Source organism: Variovorax sp. GW821-FHT09A10, assembly GCF_059418385.1.
In genome coordinates, this window is the sequence record NZ_JBWKPT010000002.1 from 353455 (window position 1) to 372718 (window position 19264).

Consider the following 19264-nt stretch of genomic DNA (forward strand, 5'->3'; position numbering starts at 1 on the left):
CTGCGCCGCAGGTCGGAATGGCGTGAGGGTGCCGCTGGTCTGCGGCGCGAAACTTGCGAGGTCTGAACGCCCGGATCGAACGACCGGTTTTTATATCTTTTCATCCAAGTTCTGGAGGTTCTCATGCAATTGAAATGGACTGCGGTCGCACTGGCTGCACTCACGCTCGTGGCTTGCGGCAAGAAGGAAGAAGCTGCTGCTCCGGCGGCACCGGCACCCACGGCTGCGGCTCCGGCCCCTGCTGCGCCTCCGGCTGATGCCCTGGTCGTCAAGATCGGCCACGTCGGCCCGACCAGCGGTCCCATTGCCCACCTCGGCAAGGACAACGAGCTCGGCGCCAAGATGGCCATCGAAGACCTGAATGCCAAGGGCCTCAAGATCGGCGACAAGGTCGCCAAGTTCGTGCTGGTTCCTGAAGACGACGCCGGCGATCCGAAGCAAGGCACGGCCGTCGCCCAGAAGCTGGTCGATGAAAAGGTCAACGGCGTGGTCGGTCACCTGAACTCGGGCACCACCATCCCCGCTTCCAAGCTGTACAGCGACGCCGGCATTCCGCAGGTCTCGCCGTCGGCCACCAACCCCAAGTACACCCGCCAGGGCTTCAAGACCACGTTCCGCGTGGTGGCCGACGACACGCAGCTGGGCGGCACGCTCGGCAAGTACGCCGTCGAAACGCTCAAGGGCAAGAACATCGCCGTGATCGACGACCGCACGGCCTACGGCCAGGGCGTTGCCGAAGAGTTCGAGAAGGCTGCCAAGGCCGCCGGCGCGACCATCGTGGGCCACGAGTTCACGACCGACAAGTCGACCGACTTCAACGCCATCCTGACCAAGCTGAAGGCTTCCAAGCCCGACGTGCTGTTCTTCGGCGGCATGGACGCCGTGGGCGGCCCGATGCTCAAGCAGGTCAAGCAGCTCGGCCTGAACGTCAAGTTCATGGGCGGCGACGGCCTGTGCACCGGCGAACTGCCGAAGCTGGCGGGCGATGCCATCGGTGAAGACATGGTGGTCTGTGCCGAAGCCGGCGGTGTCGACGGTGACTTCAAGCAGCCGCTGGAAGACTTCAAGGCCAAGTTCAAGACCAAGAACGGCGTCGAAGTGCAGATCTATGCACCGTACGTCTACGACGCGGTCAACGTGCTGGCCGAAGCCATGGTCAAGGCCGGTTCGTCCGAGCCGGAAAAGTACCTGCCTGAAGTCGGCAAGGTGCAATACAAGGGCGTGACCGGCCCGATCGCCTTCGACGAAAAGGGCGACATCAAGAACGGCGCGCTGACGCTGTACACCTACAAGGGTGGCGCACGCACGCAGATCGCCGTGGTGCGCTGAGCGCATCGCTGTTGCCAACGGCCCCTCACCGGCCGTGCCAATCAAAAAGGGCCTTCGGGCCCTTTTTTCATTCTGGGGTGGTGCGCGCAACCGCAACGCGCGCCGAGGAAGCGCTCAGAGCGCGGCCAGGCCCGAGGGGCGGTCGGTGTTGCAGTACTCGATGAAGGCGTCCAGGTCGCGCGACTTGTCGAACACCGCGTCGGCGCCCAGCGCCTGGCAGCGCGTGCGGATGTCCGAGGTGACGTAGTTGCTCAGCACCACGACCCGCTGGTGCGGGCCGCGCTCGCGGCAGCCCGAGAGCACGCCCAGGCCGGAGCCTTCCTTGAGGAACAGGTCGACGATGAGCAGCTGCCAGGCATCGGGGTGGGCGGCCAGCCAGGCGAGTGCGCCCGACTCGGTTTCGGCGAAACCGACGACATGGCCGTTGACGAGGTCCTCGAGGGCCGGGACCAGGTTGTCCCTGATGGTCTTGTTGTCCTCGACGAGGAACGTGATGAGGGCCATGCCGCGGTTTTGATGTGTGAACCAATAGCGTAGCGTGGCGCGCGGCGGCTCCGCGTAGGAGAAAGGAGATGGACGCACGCAAACCGTGCAGCAATGGACGGCGCCTCGTCCTCGTCCGGCCTTTTTCTTCACATCCTCCTCGGAGCGCATCGATCGTGGGCGTCCCCGGGCACAGTTGTGGCGACGCAACGCAGATCGGCGCGCAGTCCTAGCCGATGGCCCCCGAGATTCGGACAGGGCCGATGGGGGAACGGGGCCGTGCCCGGGAAGATGCAAGGCATCTCTTCCTACCGGACCACCCGCCAGCCATGATCAGACACGCACTCGTGATCGACCAGGTCGAACGCACCGGCTTCGCGCTGGCCACCTTCATGCGCCACGCCGGCATTCCCCGCGTGGACGTCACGCGCAGCGGCCATGGCTTTGTCGAAGCGGTGCAGCGCCGCCGCCACGACCTGCTGGTGGTGGACATCGACACGCCCGAGGTGACGGGGCTGCAGATGATCGACGCGGTGGTCGAAGCCGGCAGCCCCGCGGCGCTGGTGCTCATGAGCGCCCAGCCGCCGCGCATCCTGCAGGCCGCGGCGGACTACGCCCGGGCCCGCGGCGCGCGCGTGCTCTCGGCCATCGCCAAGCCGCGCACCATGGTCACGATGGCGTCGGCGGCGCAGACCATGGCGCGCGGGCGGCGCCACCGGGCCGGGCTGCGGCGCGGGAGCGCGCCGCCCGCGAACGGCGCACCGGCGTTCACGGCAACGGTCCTGCGCGAGGCGCTGGCCACGCGCCAGATCGCCGCCCACTTCCAGCCCCGGCATTGCGCGCGCACGGGCGTGCTGCGCGGCGCCGAACTGCAGCCGGGCTGGTACCGGCCCGACGACACCTGGCTGCCCGCGACCGACTTCCTGCCCGCCATCGCGCAGGCCGGCCTGCACGGCGCGCTGGTGCAGCGCATGCTCGACTGCGCCTTCGAACTGCTCGGCTACATGCACAAGGACCACGGCCTGCGCCTGGGCGTGCGCGTGCCGGCGTCGGTCGCGGCTTCGGTGCATTGGGCGCAGGGCGTGGCCGAACAGGCCGAGCGCGTCGGTATCGCCGCCGACCAGCTCGTGCTGGAGATCGCCGAAGACGGCGGCGCGCGCTGCAACGACGTGCTGGCCGGCGCGGTCGCGCACCTGCGGCTGCGCGGGTTCCACTGCGCCATCGACCGCTTCGGCCAGGGCGACTCGACCCTGAGCCGCTGGTTCAAGGTGCCGTTCAGCGAGCTCCAGATCGACGCACGCCAGCTCGTGCAGGCGCGCGAGAACCCGCATGCCCGCCACATCCTGGCGAGCGTGATCGCCATGGCGCGCGAGCAGCACGCGACGCTGCTCGTGAAGGGCGTCGACGGCGAGCGCGACCTCGCGCTGGCCCGCAGCCTCGGGTGTCACTTCACGCAGGGCGACCAGCACGCCGCGCCGATGCAGCCGCTCGGCGATCTCCGTCACCGTGAGGCCCGACACGAACATGCGCACCACCTCGAGTTCGCGCTTCGAAAGGGCGGCATGGGGTTGTGCGTCGGGGCGATGCGGCGCGGTGCGCGCGGCGATCTCCGCCATGCTGGGCGACAGGTAGCGTCCGCTCGCGTAGGCCGCATGCACGGCCGGCAGCAGGTGGCTCACCGAGTCGGCCTTGTTCAGGATGCAGGGCACGCCGATGTCCAGCAGCGAGTGGATGATGCCGGGGTTGTCCAGCATGGTCATCACCACGATCTTCAGTCGCGGGTAGCGCTGGCGCACCAGCGCGAACAGCGCGATGCCGTCGCCGTGCAGGCCGCCGGGCATGGCGTAGTCGGACACCAGGATCTGGCAGTCGTGCAGCTTGAGCATCTCCATCATCTCGGTCGAGTCGCGCGCGGCGCCCACGACAGTGACCGCCTGGCTTTCGCGCAGCGTGCTCTCGATGCCGATGCGAACGGCGGGATGGTCGTCCGCGATCAGGACGCGGAGGTTGAGTGGCTTCATGGCGGACCTGTTGAACACAGAAGGGGACGAGCCTGCGCGCGCCGCGTGCAGGAAGGACTGCTGTCGAACGCCATGCCCCGGTGTCGGGGACGCCTTCAAAAGGGGCCGGTGGCGGGAGCCTCGGGCGGTGCCAGCAGGGGATGACTGGACTTTAGGGGGGCGTCCGTCTTCCGTTAAGCGGCCTGATCCGATAGCGGGCCGCCGATGCATAGGACTGGTCCGAATCTGTGGGACGGCGGTGAAGAAGGGCTAGGACCGGCGCGCTTTCCCATCGGTTCGAGTCCGAAGGCGGCTTCGGACCGGGCCGGCTTCAGGCGCCTGGCGCCAGGGCTGCGCGCGGCCCGACGTCACGAGGAAATTCCGGGAAAGGCGAGCCGATTTTTCGGACGGGTCCGATTTCTTGCTGCGCTCGTGAAATCTAGGATTTGAAGCAACCGGCGCTCTTTCAGCGTCGGGACAGGGCGCCACTCATTGGAGGGGCGCGATGCAGTTTGATATTTCTCGGAGGACTTGCCGATGAAGAAATTCTTGCGGCCTGGCGGTGCACCCGGGCAGGCGCTGTGCGGTGTGTTGGTCCTGGTCTGTGCGTCTTCGACCCTGGCCCAGATGCCAGGCAAGACGCCACGAACCTTGAACCTTCATGCCTTCTCGAGCGACACCTATCTGCCGAGCCTGGCATCGGTCGGAACTGTGGTGGCGCGCCAATACGTGACGCCGCAGCAGATGTGCGAAGGCGCCCCCTCATGCAGGTTCTGGCAGATGAAGGTCTATCCCTATGGCGGCAGTGCGGACGAGAGCGGCAAGGCGCTGATTCCCACCAATGTCTCCGGCATTTCCGCCCAGGTGATCGTCAACGGACAACCGGCAGGGAGCAAGGCGTCCGGCGGGATCAATACCCCGTTGATGGAGATTTCTTCTCCGGTGGAAGTTCAGCTGATCCGGGACAGCCGCCCTCTGGCAAGCGGATCGTTGAGAGGGACGGCCACCTATCCTGACTACTGGATCTTTTGGCCCATGGGCATGGTGAGCAACGCCGCGGCGCCGGGTATTCGCATGACCGGCAATGTCCACATCATTCCCGGCACGTGCCGCGTGCCCGGGCAAACCGTCGCACTGCCTCCGGTGTCGCTGACCAGCCTCCATGGCATCGGTGCGACCTCCGGCGCGCGTGCCTTCAGCATCCCGCTGGAAAACTGCCCGGCTGGTTTCAACAGGGTCGGCTACACGCTGACGCCGATCGGCGGCGAAATGCCGGGCATCCCGGGGACGCTGAAGCCGTCCGCCGGCTCGACAGCCACCGGCGTCGCCGTCCGGTTGACCGACGCGAGTGGCGCGCCGGCCCGGTTCGGCACCTCCTTGCCCGTGACCAGCTACAACAAGCTCACCGGTGGCGCGGCAGGAATTGCGATGAACGCTGCTTATGTGCGGACCGGCGCCACGGTGCTGCCCGGCACGGTCAAGCGGGCGATGCTCGTCTTGCTCGACTACCAGTGAGCGCCTGAGCGCCTGAGCGCCTGCCGCGTGCGGTGCGTTCCCGGGAGGCGACGCGAACGCCGCGTCGGGCCGGCCCGGGGCTCAGGCCGCGGCGGCTGCTTCGGGGGCTCGGCGCGCGAGCGCGGCGCGCGCCGCCGGCTCGAAGCGTTCGAAGGCCTGCGCCAGCGCGGGCAGGTCGGCGTCGCGCAGCTGCGTTTCCATGGCGACGCAGTCGGCGGCGAGCCCGGCTTCGTGGATCAGCGCGAAGGCGCCGCGCAGCGAGTGCAGCCCGGCGCCGAGCGCGGCGGTGTCGCCGGCGTCCAGCGCCGCGCGGATGGCCGTCGCGGTGTCGGCCAGCGACTGCACGAGCGGCTGGTGCACCGACGCGGGCAGGGTGCCTTGCGCGATGTCCTGCCGCTGGGCGCTGGCCGATGGCGCGGCATCGGGGTCGCGCAGGGTCAGCTGGCGCACCGTGCGTTCGAGCGTGTCGAGCAGGATGGGCTTGATCAGCGCGGTGTCGATGCCCGCCGACTCGCAGCGCTCGCGTTCGCGCACCGCGACATCGGCCGTGAGCGCCACGATCGGCACGCGCGATCCCTGTGCACGCAGCGCGCGTGCCAGCGTGTAGCCGTCCATGCCCGGCATGTTGATGTCGGTGATGATGAGGTCGTGCCGCCGCCGGGCGAACAGGTCGAGCGCCTGCAGACCGCCCGAGGCCTGGTCGGAGGTGTAGCCCAGCGCCTCGAGCTGCATCTTCACCAGCTCGCGGTTGGCCGGATGGTCGTCCACCACGAGGATGTGCGCCGTCGGCGCGGCCGTGTCGGCACCGGCCGCCGGCGGTGCGGGCGCGCGCGGGGGCAGGGCGGGCGCGGCCGGCAGCGGCAGCGTGACCAGGAAGGTGCTGCCCTTGCCCGGCGCGCTCACCACCTGGATGTCGCCGCCCATGAGCCCGGCCAGCCGGCGGCACAGCGCCAGCCCCAGGCCGGTGCCGCCGAAGCGCCGCGCGATGCTGCTGTCGGCCTGCGTGAAGGGCTCGAACAGCGCCTTCTGCTGCGCCGCCGTCATGCCGATGCCGGTGTCGCTCACGCCGATCACCACCGGCGAGGCGGGGTCGGCATCGTCCTTCAGGTAGACCTCGAGCAGCACGTCGCCGGTGTCGGTGAACTTGATGGCGTTGCTCAGCAGGTTCATGAGCAGCTGGCGCAGGCGCGTCGGGTCGCCGAGGTGGTGCGGGGCGAGGGCGTCGTCGATCACGCAATCGAGCGCCAGGCGCTTGGCCTGTGCCAGCGGCGTGAAGACCGCGATCACCTGCCGCGCCGTGTCCGCGAGGTCGAAGCGGATCGACTCCAGGCGCATCTGGTCCGACTCGATCTTCGAGAAGTCGAGGATGTCGTTGATGATGCCCAGCAGCGCGGTCGACGACGACGTCACGGCGCCGAGCCGCTCGTTCTGCGCGGCCGACAGCGGCGAGCGCTGCAGCAACTCGAGGTTGCCCATGATCGCGTTCAGCGGCGTGCGGATCTCGTGGCTCATCATGGCCAGGAAGGCCGACTTCGCATGGTTGGCCTGGTGCGCGGCCTCGCGCGCGCTTTCCAATGCACGCTCGGCGTTCTTGCGCGTCGTGATGTCGGAGAAGTTGCACAGCAGCACGTCGCTGCCCTGGTACTTGGTGCGCACCACGCTCACCAGCAGCTCGGTGGTCTCGCCGCCGGCCAGCGTCACGGGCAGCTCCAGGTCGGGCAGCCATTCGGGAGCGCCGGGGGCGCTGTCGTACAGGCGCAGCAGGCGCTGCGGCAGGGGCGGGTCTTCGGGGCGCGCGTTGTCGGTGCAGGCCTGCATCACCTGGTTCTGCAGCAGCACCTCGCCCGAGGGGTAGCGCAGCAGCGCCAGGCCCGAGGGCGTGGTCGCGACCATGGTGCGGTTGAGGTTCTCGCTCTCCACGATGCGCTGGGAGCGCGCATAGCCGGGCCGGAACACCTTGCGGTCGAGCAGGAGCAGCGCGGCCCAGACGAAGGCGATGAGCAGCAGCATGGCGCCCGCATAGAGCGCCAGCCGCGGGCCGAGCTCGGACGCGATGGTGCGCCACGAAAAGGCGTAGAGGTAGGTCCAGTCGGCGTCGGCGATCGGGGCGCGCAGGGTGAAGAGGCCGTCGCGGTACTGCAGCGTGGCGCCGTTCGCGGCCAGCGACGGCTGCGAGAGCTGCAGCGCGCGCGCCTGCAGGCCCTCGGTGCCGCTGGGGCCGTGCGTCTCGGCGATCACGCGGCCCGACGGGTCCACGAACATCGAGGCCTCGTCGTGGCGCTCGTTCGACAGGTGCGCGGTGATGATGTCCAGCGGGTAGTCGTTCACCAGCACGACGAAGGGCTTGCCGTCGTGGAAGCCGGGCTGCGCCAGCCTCAGCACCGTCTCGCCGGTGAAGGGGCTCACGGCCGGCGGCAGCCACACGGCCGTGCCGCTGTCGCGCAGGCGGGCGACGACGGCCGGGTCGTTCAGGTCGCCGAGTTCGGGGGGCGCGATGCGCTGGAGGAGGTCTTCGGTGGTGCGTGCGCCGTGGCGTTCGAACAGGTCGGCCGCGGCGGGGGCCGGTACCACGGCCAGGAAGCGCAGGTCGGGCGCATAGAAGTAGCTGGAGTGCAGCGTCAGCGTCTTCGTGTAGGCCGCCGAGCGGTAGCCGACCTCTTCGGCCAGCCCGAGGTACTGCGCGAAGCTGTCGGCCGGGCGCTGCGCCGAGAGGTCGCCCAGCAGCAGCATCGGCGGGAAGTCCTTGTTGCTGGGCAGCACCAGCCGGCCGTCGTGCGCGGCGAAGGCGTCGACCAGCGACTGCGGCGCACGTGCGCGCCGTTCCCAGGCGCCTTCCTCGTGAAAGATGTTGATCCGCGCCGAGCCCTGGCGCACGAAGAGTTCGAGGTGGAGCAGGGCCTTGCGCGCATTGAACTCGGCCTGCCGTTCGGCCACGTAGTCGCGCACCTGCGAAGAGAGCATCACGCCGGTGGCGGCCAGCAGCACGAGCGAGGTGACGGCGCCACCCACGTACAGCAGCGCACGCTGGTAGCGGTTCAGCAGGCTCATCACGCCGCGTGGGGTGGCGCGCGAAGCGCCGAAGCCGAAGAAGCGCGGGAGATCGCTGGGCATCATGGCATCCGTGTGACCGGTGCGGGCAGGAAGAAGATGCCCGCGATGGTAGGGCACTGCCGCGCGCGCGGGCGCACCGCGAGGGCGAGCGCGATGCACGCCTGCGGGGCGCAACGGGCGATCGCTGCGCCAGGAAATGTCGACATTGGTGCAAACACTGTAGTTGACATATCTTTTGTCGCAGACCATCGGCGGCCAGATCGCGTGCCGGACGGGCAGGCCGGATGGCACGCAATTTGCACAAGGCACGCCATGACCGCCAGCTCGCCGCGCACCTCCGCCAAGACCCCCAAGGTCTCCCGCATCGACCGCGACAACGACAGCACCGTGCAGTCGCTCACGCGCGCCATGCAGCTGCTCGAACTCCTCGCGGAGGACGACGAAGGCTTCCGGCTGGTCGACATCGCGGCGCACACGGGCCTGTCGTCGTCCACCGCGCACCGGCTGCTCACCACGCTTGAGCAGCGGCGCTTCGTGCAGTTCGATCGCGAGACCAACCTCTGGTACGTGGGCGTGCGCTGCTTCTCGGTGGGCGCGGCCTTCGGGCGCCGCCGGCGCATCGCGCACCTGGCGCTGCCGGTGATGCGCCGGCTGCGCGACAGCACGGGCGAGAGCATCAACCTGGGCATCGCCGACCTGGGCGACATCGTGTTCGTCACGCAGGTCGAGAGCCGCGAACTCATGCGTGCCATCGGCAAGCCGGGCTTCCGTGCGCCGCTGCATGGCACCGCGATGGGGCAGGCGATCCTGGCGGCGATGTCGGAAGACGACGTGCTGCAGTACCTGCGCACCTACGGCCTGCCCAAGCTCACCAACAACACGATCGCGCGCGCCTCGCGGCTGCACGAAACGCTGGGCGAAGTGCGCCGCGCGGGCCATGCGATCGACGACGAGCAGAACGCCGTCGGCCTGCGCTGCATTGCCGCGGCCATCCGCGACGAGCACGGCCAGCCCTTCGGGGCGATCTCGCTGGTCGGCCCGACGCAGCGCATCAAGAGCACCGACTTCCCGCACCTGGGCGCCACCGTGCGCGCCGCCGCCGACGAGATCACCGCCGCCTACGGCGGCCGCGCCCGCTGAGGCGCGCGCATTCCACTGGCGCAGCGCGCCAAGTGCTTGATTCCTAAGCCGTTTTTTCGACTGTCCCGCGCAGCGGGATAGTCCGCTGCGCGCGTGCGGCGCGCGCTCCAATGGCTTGCCCTTCAACCGCACCTCCTTGCACAAAACCATGAAAACATTGCTTCCACAGCACGGCATCAGCCGAACGCTGACGCGGGTTTGCGACTGGACCGTGATCGCCTGCGGCTGGTGGCTGATCGCGCTGTCCGTCATGACCTGCGTCGAAATGCTCGGCCGCAAGGTGTTCTCGTTCAGCCTGCAGGGCATCGACGAGATCGGCTCGTACACCTACGGCATCGTCGGCGCCTTCGGCTTCGCCTACACGCTCATCACGCGCAGCCACACGCGCGTCGACTTCCTGCTGTCGCGCTTCTCGGTCGGCACGCGCGCGCTGCTCAACATGCTCGCGATGGTGAGCCTCGCGCTGCTGTCGGTGCTGTGTCTCTGGCGCGGCTACAACGTCGTGGTCGAGAGCATCGAGCTGCAAAGCACGGCCGCCACGCCGCTCGCCACGCCGATGTGGATTCCGCAATCGATCTGGCTCGGCGGCTACCTGATGTTCGCGCTGGTCGCCGCCTGGGCGGCCTTCGATGCACTGCAGCTGTTCGTGCGGCGCCGCACGGGCGAGCTCAACGAGCGCTTCGGGCCGCAGACGCTCGAGGAAGAGATCGAGGCCGAGACCGAGGTCCAGATCAAGAGCCCGGCGCAGCCATCCACCGAACACGGCACCGCCCACGTCACCAACGCCACCGGAGTCGCCTCGTGATCGGGCCGCTCGAAATCCTGGCCGGCCTGGCCATCATGCTGGGCCTGATGTTCCTGGGCTTCCATGTCGCGACCACGATGCTGGTCGTCGGCCTGCTCGGGTCGCTGATCCACTTCGGCATGCCCGCCATCAACGCCGTCGGCGAGCAGCTCTGGGCCGCCGGCGAAGACTACCTGCTGCTGTCGATCCCGCTGTACATCCTGCTGGGCGAGATCCTGATGCGCGGCGGTGCCACCGACAAGATGTACCAGTCGCTGGGCCAGTGGCTCAACCGCATGCCGGGCGGGCTGCTGCACACCAACATCGGTGCCTCGGCGCTGTTCTCGGCGGTGTCGGGCTCGTCGGTGGCGACTGCCGCAACGATCTCGACCGTGGCGCTGCCCGCCTTCAAGAACCGCAACTACGACCAGCGCATGGTGCTGGGCACCATCGCCGCCGGCGCCAGCCTGGGCAACCTGATTCCGCCCGGGGTGGCTTTCATCATCTACGGCTCGATGACCAACACCTCGGCGGCGCGGCTGTACATGGCCGGCATCCTGCCCGGCGCGATCATGACGGTGCTGTTCCTGCTCACGATCCTGGCGATCTGCGTGTGGCGGCCGTCGGTGGCGGGCGTTCGCGAAGGCCGCACCGCACTCGCGGAGAAGCTGCGCCACTCGGTGCACCTGCTGGGCCCGCTGGCCGTGTTCGCGGTGGTGATGGGCGGCATCTACACGGGCTGGGCCACCGTCACCGAAAGCGCCGCGCTGGGCGTGATCGTCTGCCTGCCCATTGCTGCGGGCTACCGCAAGCTGAACATCGCGATGCTGCACGAGTGCTTCCGCTCGACCATGCGGCTCACGGCGATGACGGCGCTCATCCTCGTGGCGGCGCTGTACCTGAACTTCGTGCTCTCGATGCTGGGCGTGCCGCAGGCGCTGGCCAGCCTCATCAAGTCGGCCGACGTGTCGCCCATCATGCTGCTGTGGATGCTGGCGCTGCTGTACCTCGTGCTGGGCATCGCGCTGGAGACGATGCCGATGCTGGTCGGCACGTTGCCGGTGGTGTTCCCCATCGTGCAGGCCGCGGGCATCGACCCGGTGTTCTTCGGCGTCTTCATGGTGCTGATGTGCGAGATCTCGCTGATCAGCCCGCCGATCGGCATGACGCTCTACGTGATCCAGGGCGTGCGCGGCGAAGGCTCGATCAACGACGTGTTCCAGGGCACCTTGCCCTTCTTCGCCGCCATGGTCGTGATGACCGCGATCCTGATCCACAACCCGTGGATCGCGACCTACCTGCCGAACCTGCTGTTCGGCAAGTGACGGTACTTTTTTCTCCCACTCTCGAACCACCTTTCCACCTTCCAAGGAGTCAGGCATGCAACTGAAATTCGTTCTCCCGCTGATCGCGGCCACCCTGGCGCTGGCACTGCCGGCGCAGGCGGACAACGCCCGCCTGCGCGTGGCCGGCAACCTGGTGGCCACCGGGCTGATCCAGCAGACCAAGGAGCAACCCTTCTTCGAGAACTTCGCGAAGAACACGGGGCTGGCCATCGACGCCGACTACAAGCCGATGGACGTGCTCGGCGTGAAAGATGCCGACGGCCTGCGCGTGCTGAAGTCGGGCCTGTTCGACATCGTCACCCTGCGCCTGGCGCAGGTCTCGCGCGACGAGCCCTTCTTCCTGGGGCCCGACATCGTAGGCCTGTCGACCGACTACGAGGTGGCGCGCAAGGTGGTCGATGCCTACCGCGACGCTTTCGACAAGCGGCTGCAGGAGCGCCACGGCGGCAAGCTGCTCGGCTTGTACCCCTTCGGCCCGCAGGTGGTGTTCTGCAAGGTCGCGATCGGCGGCCTCGCGGACCTGAAGGGCAAGAAGGTGCGCGTGTACGACCAGTCGCTCGCCAAGTTCATCGAGAAGCTCGGCGGCATCCCCGTGACCATTCCCTTCGGCGAGACGCAGCAGGCGCTGGAGCGCGGCGTGACCGACTGCGCCATCACCGGCCCGAGCTCGGCCAACTCGGCGGGCTGGCCCGAGGTCACCACGCACTTCATGCCGATCGGTTTCCAGATTGCGCTGAACGCGTACGCGATCAACCTGCAGAAGTGGAACGCGCTGAGCGCCGAGCAGAAGACGAAGCTCACCGAGGCCTTCCGCAAGTTCGAGACCGAGGTGTGGGGCTATTCGAAGGAGCTGTTCGACGACGCCTCGCGCTGCAATGTCGGCAAGGAACCGTGCAAGACCGTCAAGAAGTTCGCGATGAAGGACGTGCCGGTGAAGCCGGGCGACCAGCAGATGATCCGCGACGCGCTGACCACGGTGTCGCTGCCGATCTGGAGCGAACTCTGCGACAAGTCCTACGACAAGTGCTCGGCCACCTGGAAGCAGGTCGTCGGCCCGGTGGTCGGTCTCAAGTAGCCCGGTATGCCATCGCTCTGGCAACTCACCGCGACCGAGCTCGCCGCAGGCTTTCGCGATGCGGCGTTCACCCCGACCGACGCGCTGCATGCCTGCCTGCAGCGCAGCGCCGAGGTCAACCCGCGGCTGAACGCGCTCATCACGCTCGACAGCGAAGGCGCCACGCACGCGGCCGAGCAGAGCAGCGCGCGCTGGCGCAGCGGCCGGGCGCTGGGCGCGCTCGACGGCGTGCCCGTCACCATCAAGGACAACCTGCAGGTGCGCGGCCTGCCGACGCACTGGGGCAGCCGCGCGCTGGCCGGTGGCGTGGCCGAGCGCGACGAGCTGCCGGTCGCCAGGCTGCGCGAGGCCGGCGCCGTGATCTTCGGCAAGACCAACGTGCCCGAGTTCACGATGCAGGGCTACACCGACAACCCGGTGTTCGGCCCCACCGGCAACCCGTGGGACCCGGCGCTCACGCCCGGTGGTTCGTCCGGCGGCGCGGTGGCGCTGGTGGCCGCGGGCGGCTGCCCCATCGCGCTGGGCACCGACGGCGGCGGCTCCATCCGTCGGCCGGCCTCGCACACCAACCTCGTGGGCTTCAAGCCCTCGCGCGCGCGCGTGCCGCGCGGCGACGGGCTGCCGCCGATCTTCCTGGGCTTCGAGGTCGCGGGCCCGATCGCGCGCAGCGTGGCCGACGTGGCGGCCGTGATGCAGGTGATCGGCGACCGGCCGGTGGAGGAGGGCGCGGGCCCGCGACGCGCGCGCATTCTCTTCATTCCACGCTTCGGCGATCACCCGGTCGATCCGCAGATCGCGGCGCTGACAGAAGCGGCTGCGCGCCACATGGCCGAACTCGGCCACGAGGTGACGACGGCGCAGGACTTCGGCATTGCCGAAGCGGTCAACCAGCGCTGGCCGCTGCTGGCGCAGGTCGGGCTGGCCTGGCTGGTGGCGCATCCGCAGGAGCTGTCGAGCCGGCCTTTCGACGCGTCACTGTTCGGCCCCGCGATGCAGGCGAATGCCGAGAACGGCCGCAAGGCCAGTGCGAGCGAGCTGTTCGAGCTGCTGTACGAAGCCGAGCGGCTGCGCAACACGCTGGCGCAGCTGTTCGATCGCTACGACTTCCTGCTCACGCCCGCCGCCGCCGCGCTGCCCTGGCCCGCCGGCCAGACGCATCCGACGCGCATCGACGGGCGCGAGGTCGGCCCGCGCGGCCATGCGGTGTTCGCCGGCTTCGCGAACGCCGTGGGCCTGCCCGCCATCGCGCTGCCGTGCGGCTTTGCAGGGCCGCTGCCGGTCGGCGTGCAGCTCGTGGCGCGCGAAGGGGCGGACGACGCCTTGCTCGCGCTCGCGCGCTCGTTCGAACAGGCCCATCCGTGGCGGCGCTTCCCCGCGTTGTGACGCTGGCCGAGGCCGTGGCGGCGCAGCTCGCGCCGGCCGAGGCCGCGCAGGCGCTGTGCCGCGCGCGGCGCGACGGGCGGCGCGTGATGTCGGCGCTGCTGCCGTCGCACGACCGGCGCGCTGCCTACGCGATCCAGGACGCGACGCTGGCGGCGCTTGGTGCGGTCGGCGGCTGGAAGGTCGGCGCGAGCGCGCCGGACCGCCAGCCCGTGTGCGCGCCGCTGCCGGCCGAAGGGCTGGTGCCCGGCGGCGCGTCGCTGGTCGGCGGTGCATGGCATCTGCGCGGCGTCGAGGCCGAACTCGCGTTCCGCCTCGGCACCGACCTGCCGCCGCGCGCGTTGCCCTACACGCGCGACGAGGTCGCCGATGCCATCGACGCGGTGCTGCCCGTGATCGAGGTGGCCGAAACCCGCCTGATCGACTGGCTCGACGCCAGCCCCTCGGCGCTGCTCGCCGACCTGCTGTGCCACGGCGGCCTTGTGCTCGGCGAGCCCGCGCCTTTCGAGCGTGCGTGGCTCGACCTTGCGCACACCGAGGTCGTGATGCATTTCGACGCGCAGGTCGTCGCCCACACGGTCGGGGAGCACACGCACCCCGATGTCGGTGCGCTGCTCGTGTGGCTGGCCAACGAAGGCGCGGCGCGGGGCCAGGGCCTGCGGGCCGGCCAGGTCGTGACGACCGGTTCGTGCACCGGCATGTTGTTCGCCTCGCAGGGCACGGCCGTGCGGGCGGAGGTGAAGGGGCTCGCGCCTTTGCACGCGCGCTTCTGATTTCTTTCCTGGGATCACTGGAGGAACCCGATATGTCCCATTCAATGATCGACGCGGTGGCGCAGGCGCTGGTGCGTGCGCGCGGCGCGCACGTCGCGTGCCCGGCCGCTGAGGTGGCCGAAGGGCTCGCGCAGGCCGACGAGGCTTACGCCGTGCAGCAGCAGGTGGCGCAGGCGCTCGGCTGGTTCGGCGCGGCGCCGCCCCGGTACTGGAAGGCCGGCGGCCCGTCGCGCGATGCCGTGCTGACGCATGCGCCGCTGCCGCCGCGCGGCGTGTGGACCAGCCCGGCCACGGCCGGCGACTGGCCGTTCCACCTTCGGGGCATCGAGGCCGAGATCGCGCTGCGCATCGGGCGCGACGTCGATGCGGCGTCGGCTGCGACGCTGGATGTCGACAGCGCACGCGCCCTGGTCGGCGCCATGACGGTCTCGATCGAGATCGTCGACTCCCGCTGGCAGGAGGCCCTCGACGCGCCCGCGCTGTGCAAGCTGGCCGACCTGCAATCGCATGGCGCGCTCGTGCTGGGTGCGTGGGTGCCGTTCGTGGCCCGCGACTGGGCCGCGCAGGCCTGCGAAGTGCGCATCGGCACGCGGGCGAGCGTGGTGCGCCGCGGCACGCATTCGCTCGGCGACCCCGCCTGGCTGCTGCCCGCGTGGCTGCGCCATGCCACGCGCCACGGCGAGACCGTCGCGGCCGGCACCGTCGTCACGACCGGCACCTGGGTCGGCATTCTCGAAGCGGGCGAGGGCGACCTCGTCACCGCCGAATTCCCGGGCATCGGCCACGCGTCGGTGCAGCTCTAGCCCTTTCCACAACCCATCCAGAACGGAGACAACCCCCATGATCGCGCTCGACAACCACCCCAGCGGCCGCCACTTCCTGCAGATCCCGGGCCCCAGCCCCGTGCCCGACCGCATCCTGCGGGCCATCAGCCTGCCGACCATCGACCACCGCGGGCCCGAGTTCGCCACGCTCGGCAAGAAGGTCATCGGCGGGCTGCAGCAGGTGTTCCAGACCCGGCACCCGGTCGTCGTCTATCCCGCGTCGGGCACCGGCGCCTGGGAGGCGGCACTGGTCAACGTGATGAGCCCGGGCGACCACGTGCTGATGTTCGAGACCGGCCACTTCGCGACGCTGTGGCAGAAGATGGCGCGCCGGCTCGGCCTGGAGCCCGAGTTCCTCGCGCTCGAAGGCACCGACGAGACCGGCCTGCCGCGCAGCTGGCGCCACGGTGTGCAGGCCGACCTCATCGAGCAGCGCCTGCGCCAGGACACCACGCACCACATCAAGGCCGTGTGCGTGGTGCACAACGAGACCTCGACCGGCGTCACCTCCGACATCGCCGCGGTGCGCCGCGCGATCGATGCGGCGGGCCATCCGGCGTTGCTGATGGTCGACACCATCTCGGGCCTGGCGAGCGCCGACTACCGGCACGACGAATGGGGCGTGGACGTCACCGTCAGCGGTTCGCAGAAGGGCCTCATGCTGCCGCCGGGCATCAGCTTCAACGCCGTGTCGCCGAAGGCGCTCGAGGTGGCGAAGACGGCGCGCCTGCCCAAGGCCTTCTGGGCCTGGGACGAGATCATCGAGATGAACCAGGGCGGCTACTGGCCCTACACGCCGAGCACGAACCTGCTGTACGGCCTGAGCGAGGCGCTGGACATGGTGCTCGAGCAGGGCCTGCCCGTGATCTTCGCGCGTCACCAGCGCTGGGGCCGCGGCGTGCGCGCCGCCGTGCAGGCCTGGGGCCTGCCGACGCAGTGCGCGGACGAGCGCGTGCACTCGCCGGTCCTGACCGGCGTCATCACGCCGCAGGGCGTCGATGCCGATGCGCTGCGCCGGCTCATCCACCAGCGCTTCGACCTCTCGCTGGGCGCGGGGCTGGGCAAGCTGCGGGGCCGCATGTTCCGCATCGGGCACCTGGGCGACTGCAACGACCTCACGCTGATGGCCGCATTGACGGGCATCGAGATGGGTTTCAAGCTGGCGGGCGTGCCGGTGGCCGGCAGCGGGGTGCTGGCGGCCATGGTGTACTTTGCGGAAACACCGGCCGTCGACGCCGCGTGATCCCCCGGGAAGGGGCTGCGGTCTAGGTGTTTGCCATTATCGTCAACAAGATTGTCAACATTGATGTTGACGTTGATTTCGACAAAGCCTAAATTCCGCTCCACAGCCTCGGTGGTGCACTGGACCGGACCAGCCCGACCCGCGACTGCAAAGTTCGCCAGCGTGCCGGGTCGTTTCCTTGCAAGCTGGCATCCGTGCCACTGCAAGGAGACAAACCGATGCAAAACACCATGACGGACGGCGCCAAGGCGACCGCCGCAGCGCCCGACGCCGCCCTCCAGCCCACCAAGGTGCGCTGGAAGATCTTCCTGATGATGTTGTTCCTGATCTCGATCAACTACATCGACCGGGCCTCGCTCTCGGTGGCCATGCCGCTGATCGCCAAGGAATTCGACATCGGCCCGGCCGTGCAGGGCCTGCTGCTCAGTTCGTTCTTCTGGACCTATGCGCTGATGCAGATCCCGGGCGGCATGCTGGCCGACCGCTACGGCCCGCGCGTCGTCATTGCCGGCGCCACCGTGGGCTGGGGCTTCTTCCAGGCCATCGCCGCCTTGTGCACGGGCTGGGTTCCCTTGCTGCTGACCCGGCTGGGCCTGGGCGCGGCCGAAGCGCCGATTTACCCCGCGGGCGGCAAGCTCAACGGCATCTGGATGACGCAGACCGAACGCGGACGCGGCGCCACCTTGCTCGACGGCGGTGCGCCCCTGGGCGCGGCGCTGGGCGCGATCCTGATCTCGGCGCTGATCGCCGTCCTCGGCTCGTGGCGCCTGGCCTTCGTGATCGCCGGTGTCGGCACCGTCATCGCCGGCTACTTCGCCTGGCGCTACATCCGCAACCATCCGCGCCAGCATCCCGACGTGAACGAAGCCGAGGCACGCTACATCGAGGCCAGCCATGCCGCCGACGCCGCCAAGGAATCGGCCAATGCGAGCGGGCGCGTGCTCGACTTCTTCCGCTACCGCTCGGTGTGGGGCATGTTCTTCGGCTGGATGTGCTTCAACGCGCTGTTCTACGGCCTGCTCACCTGGATGCCGAACTACCTGTCGAAGGTGCACGGCTTCGACATCAAGCAGATGGGCGGCGCGGTGTTCATCATGTTCTTCTCGGGCTTCGTCGGCGAAATGTTCGGCGGCTGGCTGGCCGACAAATGGATGGCCGCCGGCGCGTCGCAGAGCAAGGTGCTGCGCACGCTGTTCGGCATCTCGTCGATCATCGCGACCATCGCCATCTTCATGGTGACGCGGATCACGGACCCGGTCGCCGTGGTCGTGCTGCTGTCGGTCACGCTGTTCTTCCTGCGCTGGTGCGGCCTGTTCTGGTGCGTGCCGTCGATCCTCGGCACGCGTGCCCGGGTCGGCTTCCTGGGCGGCACGATGAACCTGGGCGGCAACGTGGCGGGCATCGGCGTGCCGATCGTGGTCGGCCTGATCGTGCAGGCCACGGGCTCGTACTTCATGGCGCTCATGCTGTTCACTGCCGCCGGTGCGGGCCTCTTCGTCTGCTCGACGATGCTGATCGACTACAGCAAGAAGCTGCCGGTCTGAGGCCAACCACCCGGACTTCCATCCCATGACCCCTCGCAAACTCATCGGCGTGCTCACGCCGTCCTCGAACACGGCGCTCGAACCGCTGACCAGCGCGATGGTCGCGGCCGTGCCCGGCGTCTCGGCGCATTTCTCGCGCTTCACCGTCACCGAGATCTCGATGCGCGATGCGTCGCTGAACCAGTTCGACGACAGCAAGATCCTCGAGGCCGCGCGGCTGCTGGCCGACGCACGCGTCGACACCATCTGCTGGAGCGGTACCTCGGCCAGCTGGCTCGGCTTCGAGAAAGACCAGGCGCTGTGCGCGCGCATCACCGAGGCCACCGGCATCCCGGCGACCACCTCGGTGCTGGCGCTCAACGAACTGCTGGCCGCGCAGGGCGCGCGCACGCTGGGGCTGGTGTCGCCGTACGTCGAGGACGTGCAGCGGCGCATCGTCGCCAACTACGCGGGCATCGGCATCGACTGCGTGGCCGAGCGCCACCTGGACCTCACGGTGAACTTCTCGTTCAGCGAGGTCGAGCCCGACACGCTGCGCCGCATGCTGCGCGAGGTGGCGCAGCAGCGCCCCGACGCCATCACCATCATGTGCACGAACCTCAGCGGCGCGCAGCTGGTCGAGGAGATGGAGCGCGAGCTCGGCATCCCGATCTACGACTCGGTGGCCACCGTGGTCTGGCGCGCGCTGAAGACCGTCGGCGTCGCGCCGGGCGCCGTGAAGGGCTGGGGCCGGCTGTTCGACGCAACAGCCTGAGCGTTCGCCACCGCCCCCGAAAC

Annotated in this window: 14 protein-coding genes and 2 pseudogenes; 13 read left to right on the forward strand and 3 right to left on the reverse strand. The window is 69.2% G+C overall.

What is annotated here, in order from left to right:
• The first annotated feature begins 123 nt into the window (after positions 1–123).
• Positions 124–1329 (forward strand): branched-chain amino acid ABC transporter substrate-binding protein, encoded by a 1206-nt coding sequence (locus tag AC07Q9_RS08440; protein WP_492676980.1) that lies wholly within the window; start codon positions 124–126, stop codon positions 1327–1329.
• A gap of 114 nt (positions 1330–1443) precedes the next feature.
• Here AC07Q9_RS08440 and AC07Q9_RS08445 read toward each other — a convergent pair whose 3' ends face one another.
• On the reverse strand, positions 1444–1833 hold the full coding sequence (locus AC07Q9_RS08445; protein ID WP_489056664.1) for a response regulator: 390 nt from the start codon (positions 1831–1833) through the stop codon (positions 1444–1446).
• 308 nt (positions 1834–2141) lie between these two features.
• Here AC07Q9_RS08445 and AC07Q9_RS08450 point away from each other — a divergent pair.
• A pseudogene (locus tag AC07Q9_RS08450) lies at positions 2142–3278 on the forward strand (EAL domain-containing response regulator); the annotation flags it as partial.
• Between the two features lie 252 nt (positions 3279–3530).
• Here AC07Q9_RS08450 and AC07Q9_RS08455 read toward each other — a convergent pair.
• Positions 3531–4043, reverse strand: a pseudogene (locus AC07Q9_RS08455) (response regulator); the annotation flags it as partial.
• A 306-nt stretch (positions 4044–4349) separates the two neighbouring features.
• On the opposite strand from AC07Q9_RS08455, the gene AC07Q9_RS08460 reads away from it, so the two are divergent.
• Entirely contained in the window at positions 4350–5327 is a 978-nt protein-coding gene (locus tag AC07Q9_RS08460; RefSeq protein ID WP_495308717.1) for a fimbrial protein, read from the forward strand.
• 81 nt (positions 5328–5408) lie between these two features.
• On the opposite strand, the gene AC07Q9_RS08465 is transcribed toward AC07Q9_RS08460, so the two are convergent.
• Complete coding sequence (locus AC07Q9_RS08465; protein ID WP_495308719.1) at positions 5409–8438, reverse strand: ATP-binding protein; 3030 nt, start codon at positions 8436–8438, stop codon at positions 5409–5411.
• A gap of 252 nt (positions 8439–8690) precedes the next feature.
• Between AC07Q9_RS08465 and AC07Q9_RS08470 the strand changes: the two genes are divergently transcribed.
• From AC07Q9_RS08470 to AC07Q9_RS08515, 10 genes are all read left to right on the forward strand, one after another.
• Positions 8691–9518, forward strand: coding sequence for an IclR family transcriptional regulator (locus AC07Q9_RS08470; protein WP_495308721.1), 828 nt, complete (start codon positions 8691–8693; stop codon positions 9516–9518).
• Positions 9519–9666: 148 nt separating this feature from the next.
• Entirely contained in the window at positions 9667–10323 is a 657-nt protein-coding gene (locus AC07Q9_RS08475) for a TRAP transporter small permease subunit (RefSeq protein WP_495308723.1), read from the forward strand.
• A complete protein-coding gene (locus AC07Q9_RS08480; protein WP_489056669.1) occupies positions 10320–11627 on the forward strand; it encodes a TRAP transporter large permease in 1308 nt (435 codons plus the stop codon). Before AC07Q9_RS08475 ends, AC07Q9_RS08480 begins: the two co-directional genes overlap by 4 nt.
• 55 nt (positions 11628–11682) lie before the next feature.
• On the forward strand, positions 11683–12723 hold the full coding sequence (locus AC07Q9_RS08485; RefSeq protein WP_495308726.1) for a TRAP transporter substrate-binding protein: 1041 nt from the start codon (positions 11683–11685) through the stop codon (positions 12721–12723).
• 6 nt (positions 12724–12729) lie between these two features.
• Entirely contained in the window at positions 12730–14106 is a 1377-nt protein-coding gene (locus tag AC07Q9_RS08490) for an amidase (protein ID WP_495308728.1), read from the forward strand.
• On the forward strand, positions 14082–14876 hold the full coding sequence (locus tag AC07Q9_RS08495; RefSeq protein WP_495308731.1) for a 2-keto-4-pentenoate hydratase: 795 nt from the start codon (positions 14082–14084) through the stop codon (positions 14874–14876). The genes AC07Q9_RS08490 and AC07Q9_RS08495 overlap by 25 nt, the downstream gene beginning before the upstream one ends.
• Before the next feature lie 32 nt (positions 14877–14908).
• Positions 14909–15679 (forward strand): fumarylacetoacetate hydrolase family protein, encoded by a 771-nt coding sequence (locus AC07Q9_RS08500; RefSeq protein ID WP_495308732.1) that lies wholly within the window; start codon positions 14909–14911, stop codon positions 15677–15679.
• 37 nt (positions 15680–15716) lie between these two features.
• Positions 15717–16943: a pyridoxal-phosphate-dependent aminotransferase family protein gene (locus tag AC07Q9_RS08505; RefSeq protein ID WP_495308735.1), complete on the forward strand. Its 1227-nt coding sequence runs from the start codon at positions 15717–15719 to the stop codon at positions 16941–16943.
• A 218-nt stretch (positions 16944–17161) separates the two neighbouring features.
• Positions 17162–18487: an MFS transporter gene (locus AC07Q9_RS08510; RefSeq protein ID WP_492676984.1), complete on the forward strand. Its 1326-nt coding sequence runs from the start codon at positions 17162–17164 to the stop codon at positions 18485–18487.
• Between the two features lie 25 nt (positions 18488–18512).
• Entirely contained in the window at positions 18513–19241 is a 729-nt protein-coding gene (locus AC07Q9_RS08515; protein WP_489056676.1) for a maleate cis-trans isomerase family protein, read from the forward strand.
• Positions 19242–19264 lie beyond the last annotated feature (23 nt).

Coding starts and splice junctions, on each gene's coding strand:
- AC07Q9_RS08490 (WP_495308728.1), top strand. CDS start 12,730: ATGCCATCGCTCTGGCAACTCACCGCGACCGAGCTCGCCGCAGGCTTT.
- AC07Q9_RS08445 (WP_489056664.1), bottom strand. CDS start 1,833: ATGGCCCTCATCACGTTCCTCGTCGAGGACAACAAGACCATCAGGGAC.
- AC07Q9_RS08465 (WP_495308719.1), bottom strand. CDS start 8,438: ATGCCCAGCGATCTCCCGCGCTTCTTCGGCTTCGGCGCTTCGCGCGCC.
- AC07Q9_RS08500 (WP_495308732.1), top strand. CDS start 14,909: ATGTCCCATTCAATGATCGACGCGGTGGCGCAGGCGCTGGTGCGTGCG.
- AC07Q9_RS08475 (WP_495308723.1), top strand. CDS start 9,667: ATGAAAACATTGCTTCCACAGCACGGCATCAGCCGAACGCTGACGCGG.
- AC07Q9_RS08505 (WP_495308735.1), top strand. CDS start 15,717: ATGATCGCGCTCGACAACCACCCCAGCGGCCGCCACTTCCTGCAGATC.
- AC07Q9_RS08515 (WP_489056676.1), top strand. CDS start 18,513: ATGACCCCTCGCAAACTCATCGGCGTGCTCACGCCGTCCTCGAACACG.
- AC07Q9_RS08440 (WP_492676980.1), top strand. CDS start 124: ATGCAATTGAAATGGACTGCGGTCGCACTGGCTGCACTCACGCTCGTG.
- AC07Q9_RS08510 (WP_492676984.1), top strand. CDS start 17,162: ATGCAAAACACCATGACGGACGGCGCCAAGGCGACCGCCGCAGCGCCC.
- AC07Q9_RS08460 (WP_495308717.1), top strand. CDS start 4,350: ATGAAGAAATTCTTGCGGCCTGGCGGTGCACCCGGGCAGGCGCTGTGC.
- AC07Q9_RS08470 (WP_495308721.1), top strand. CDS start 8,691: ATGACCGCCAGCTCGCCGCGCACCTCCGCCAAGACCCCCAAGGTCTCC.
- AC07Q9_RS08485 (WP_495308726.1), top strand. CDS start 11,683: ATGCAACTGAAATTCGTTCTCCCGCTGATCGCGGCCACCCTGGCGCTG.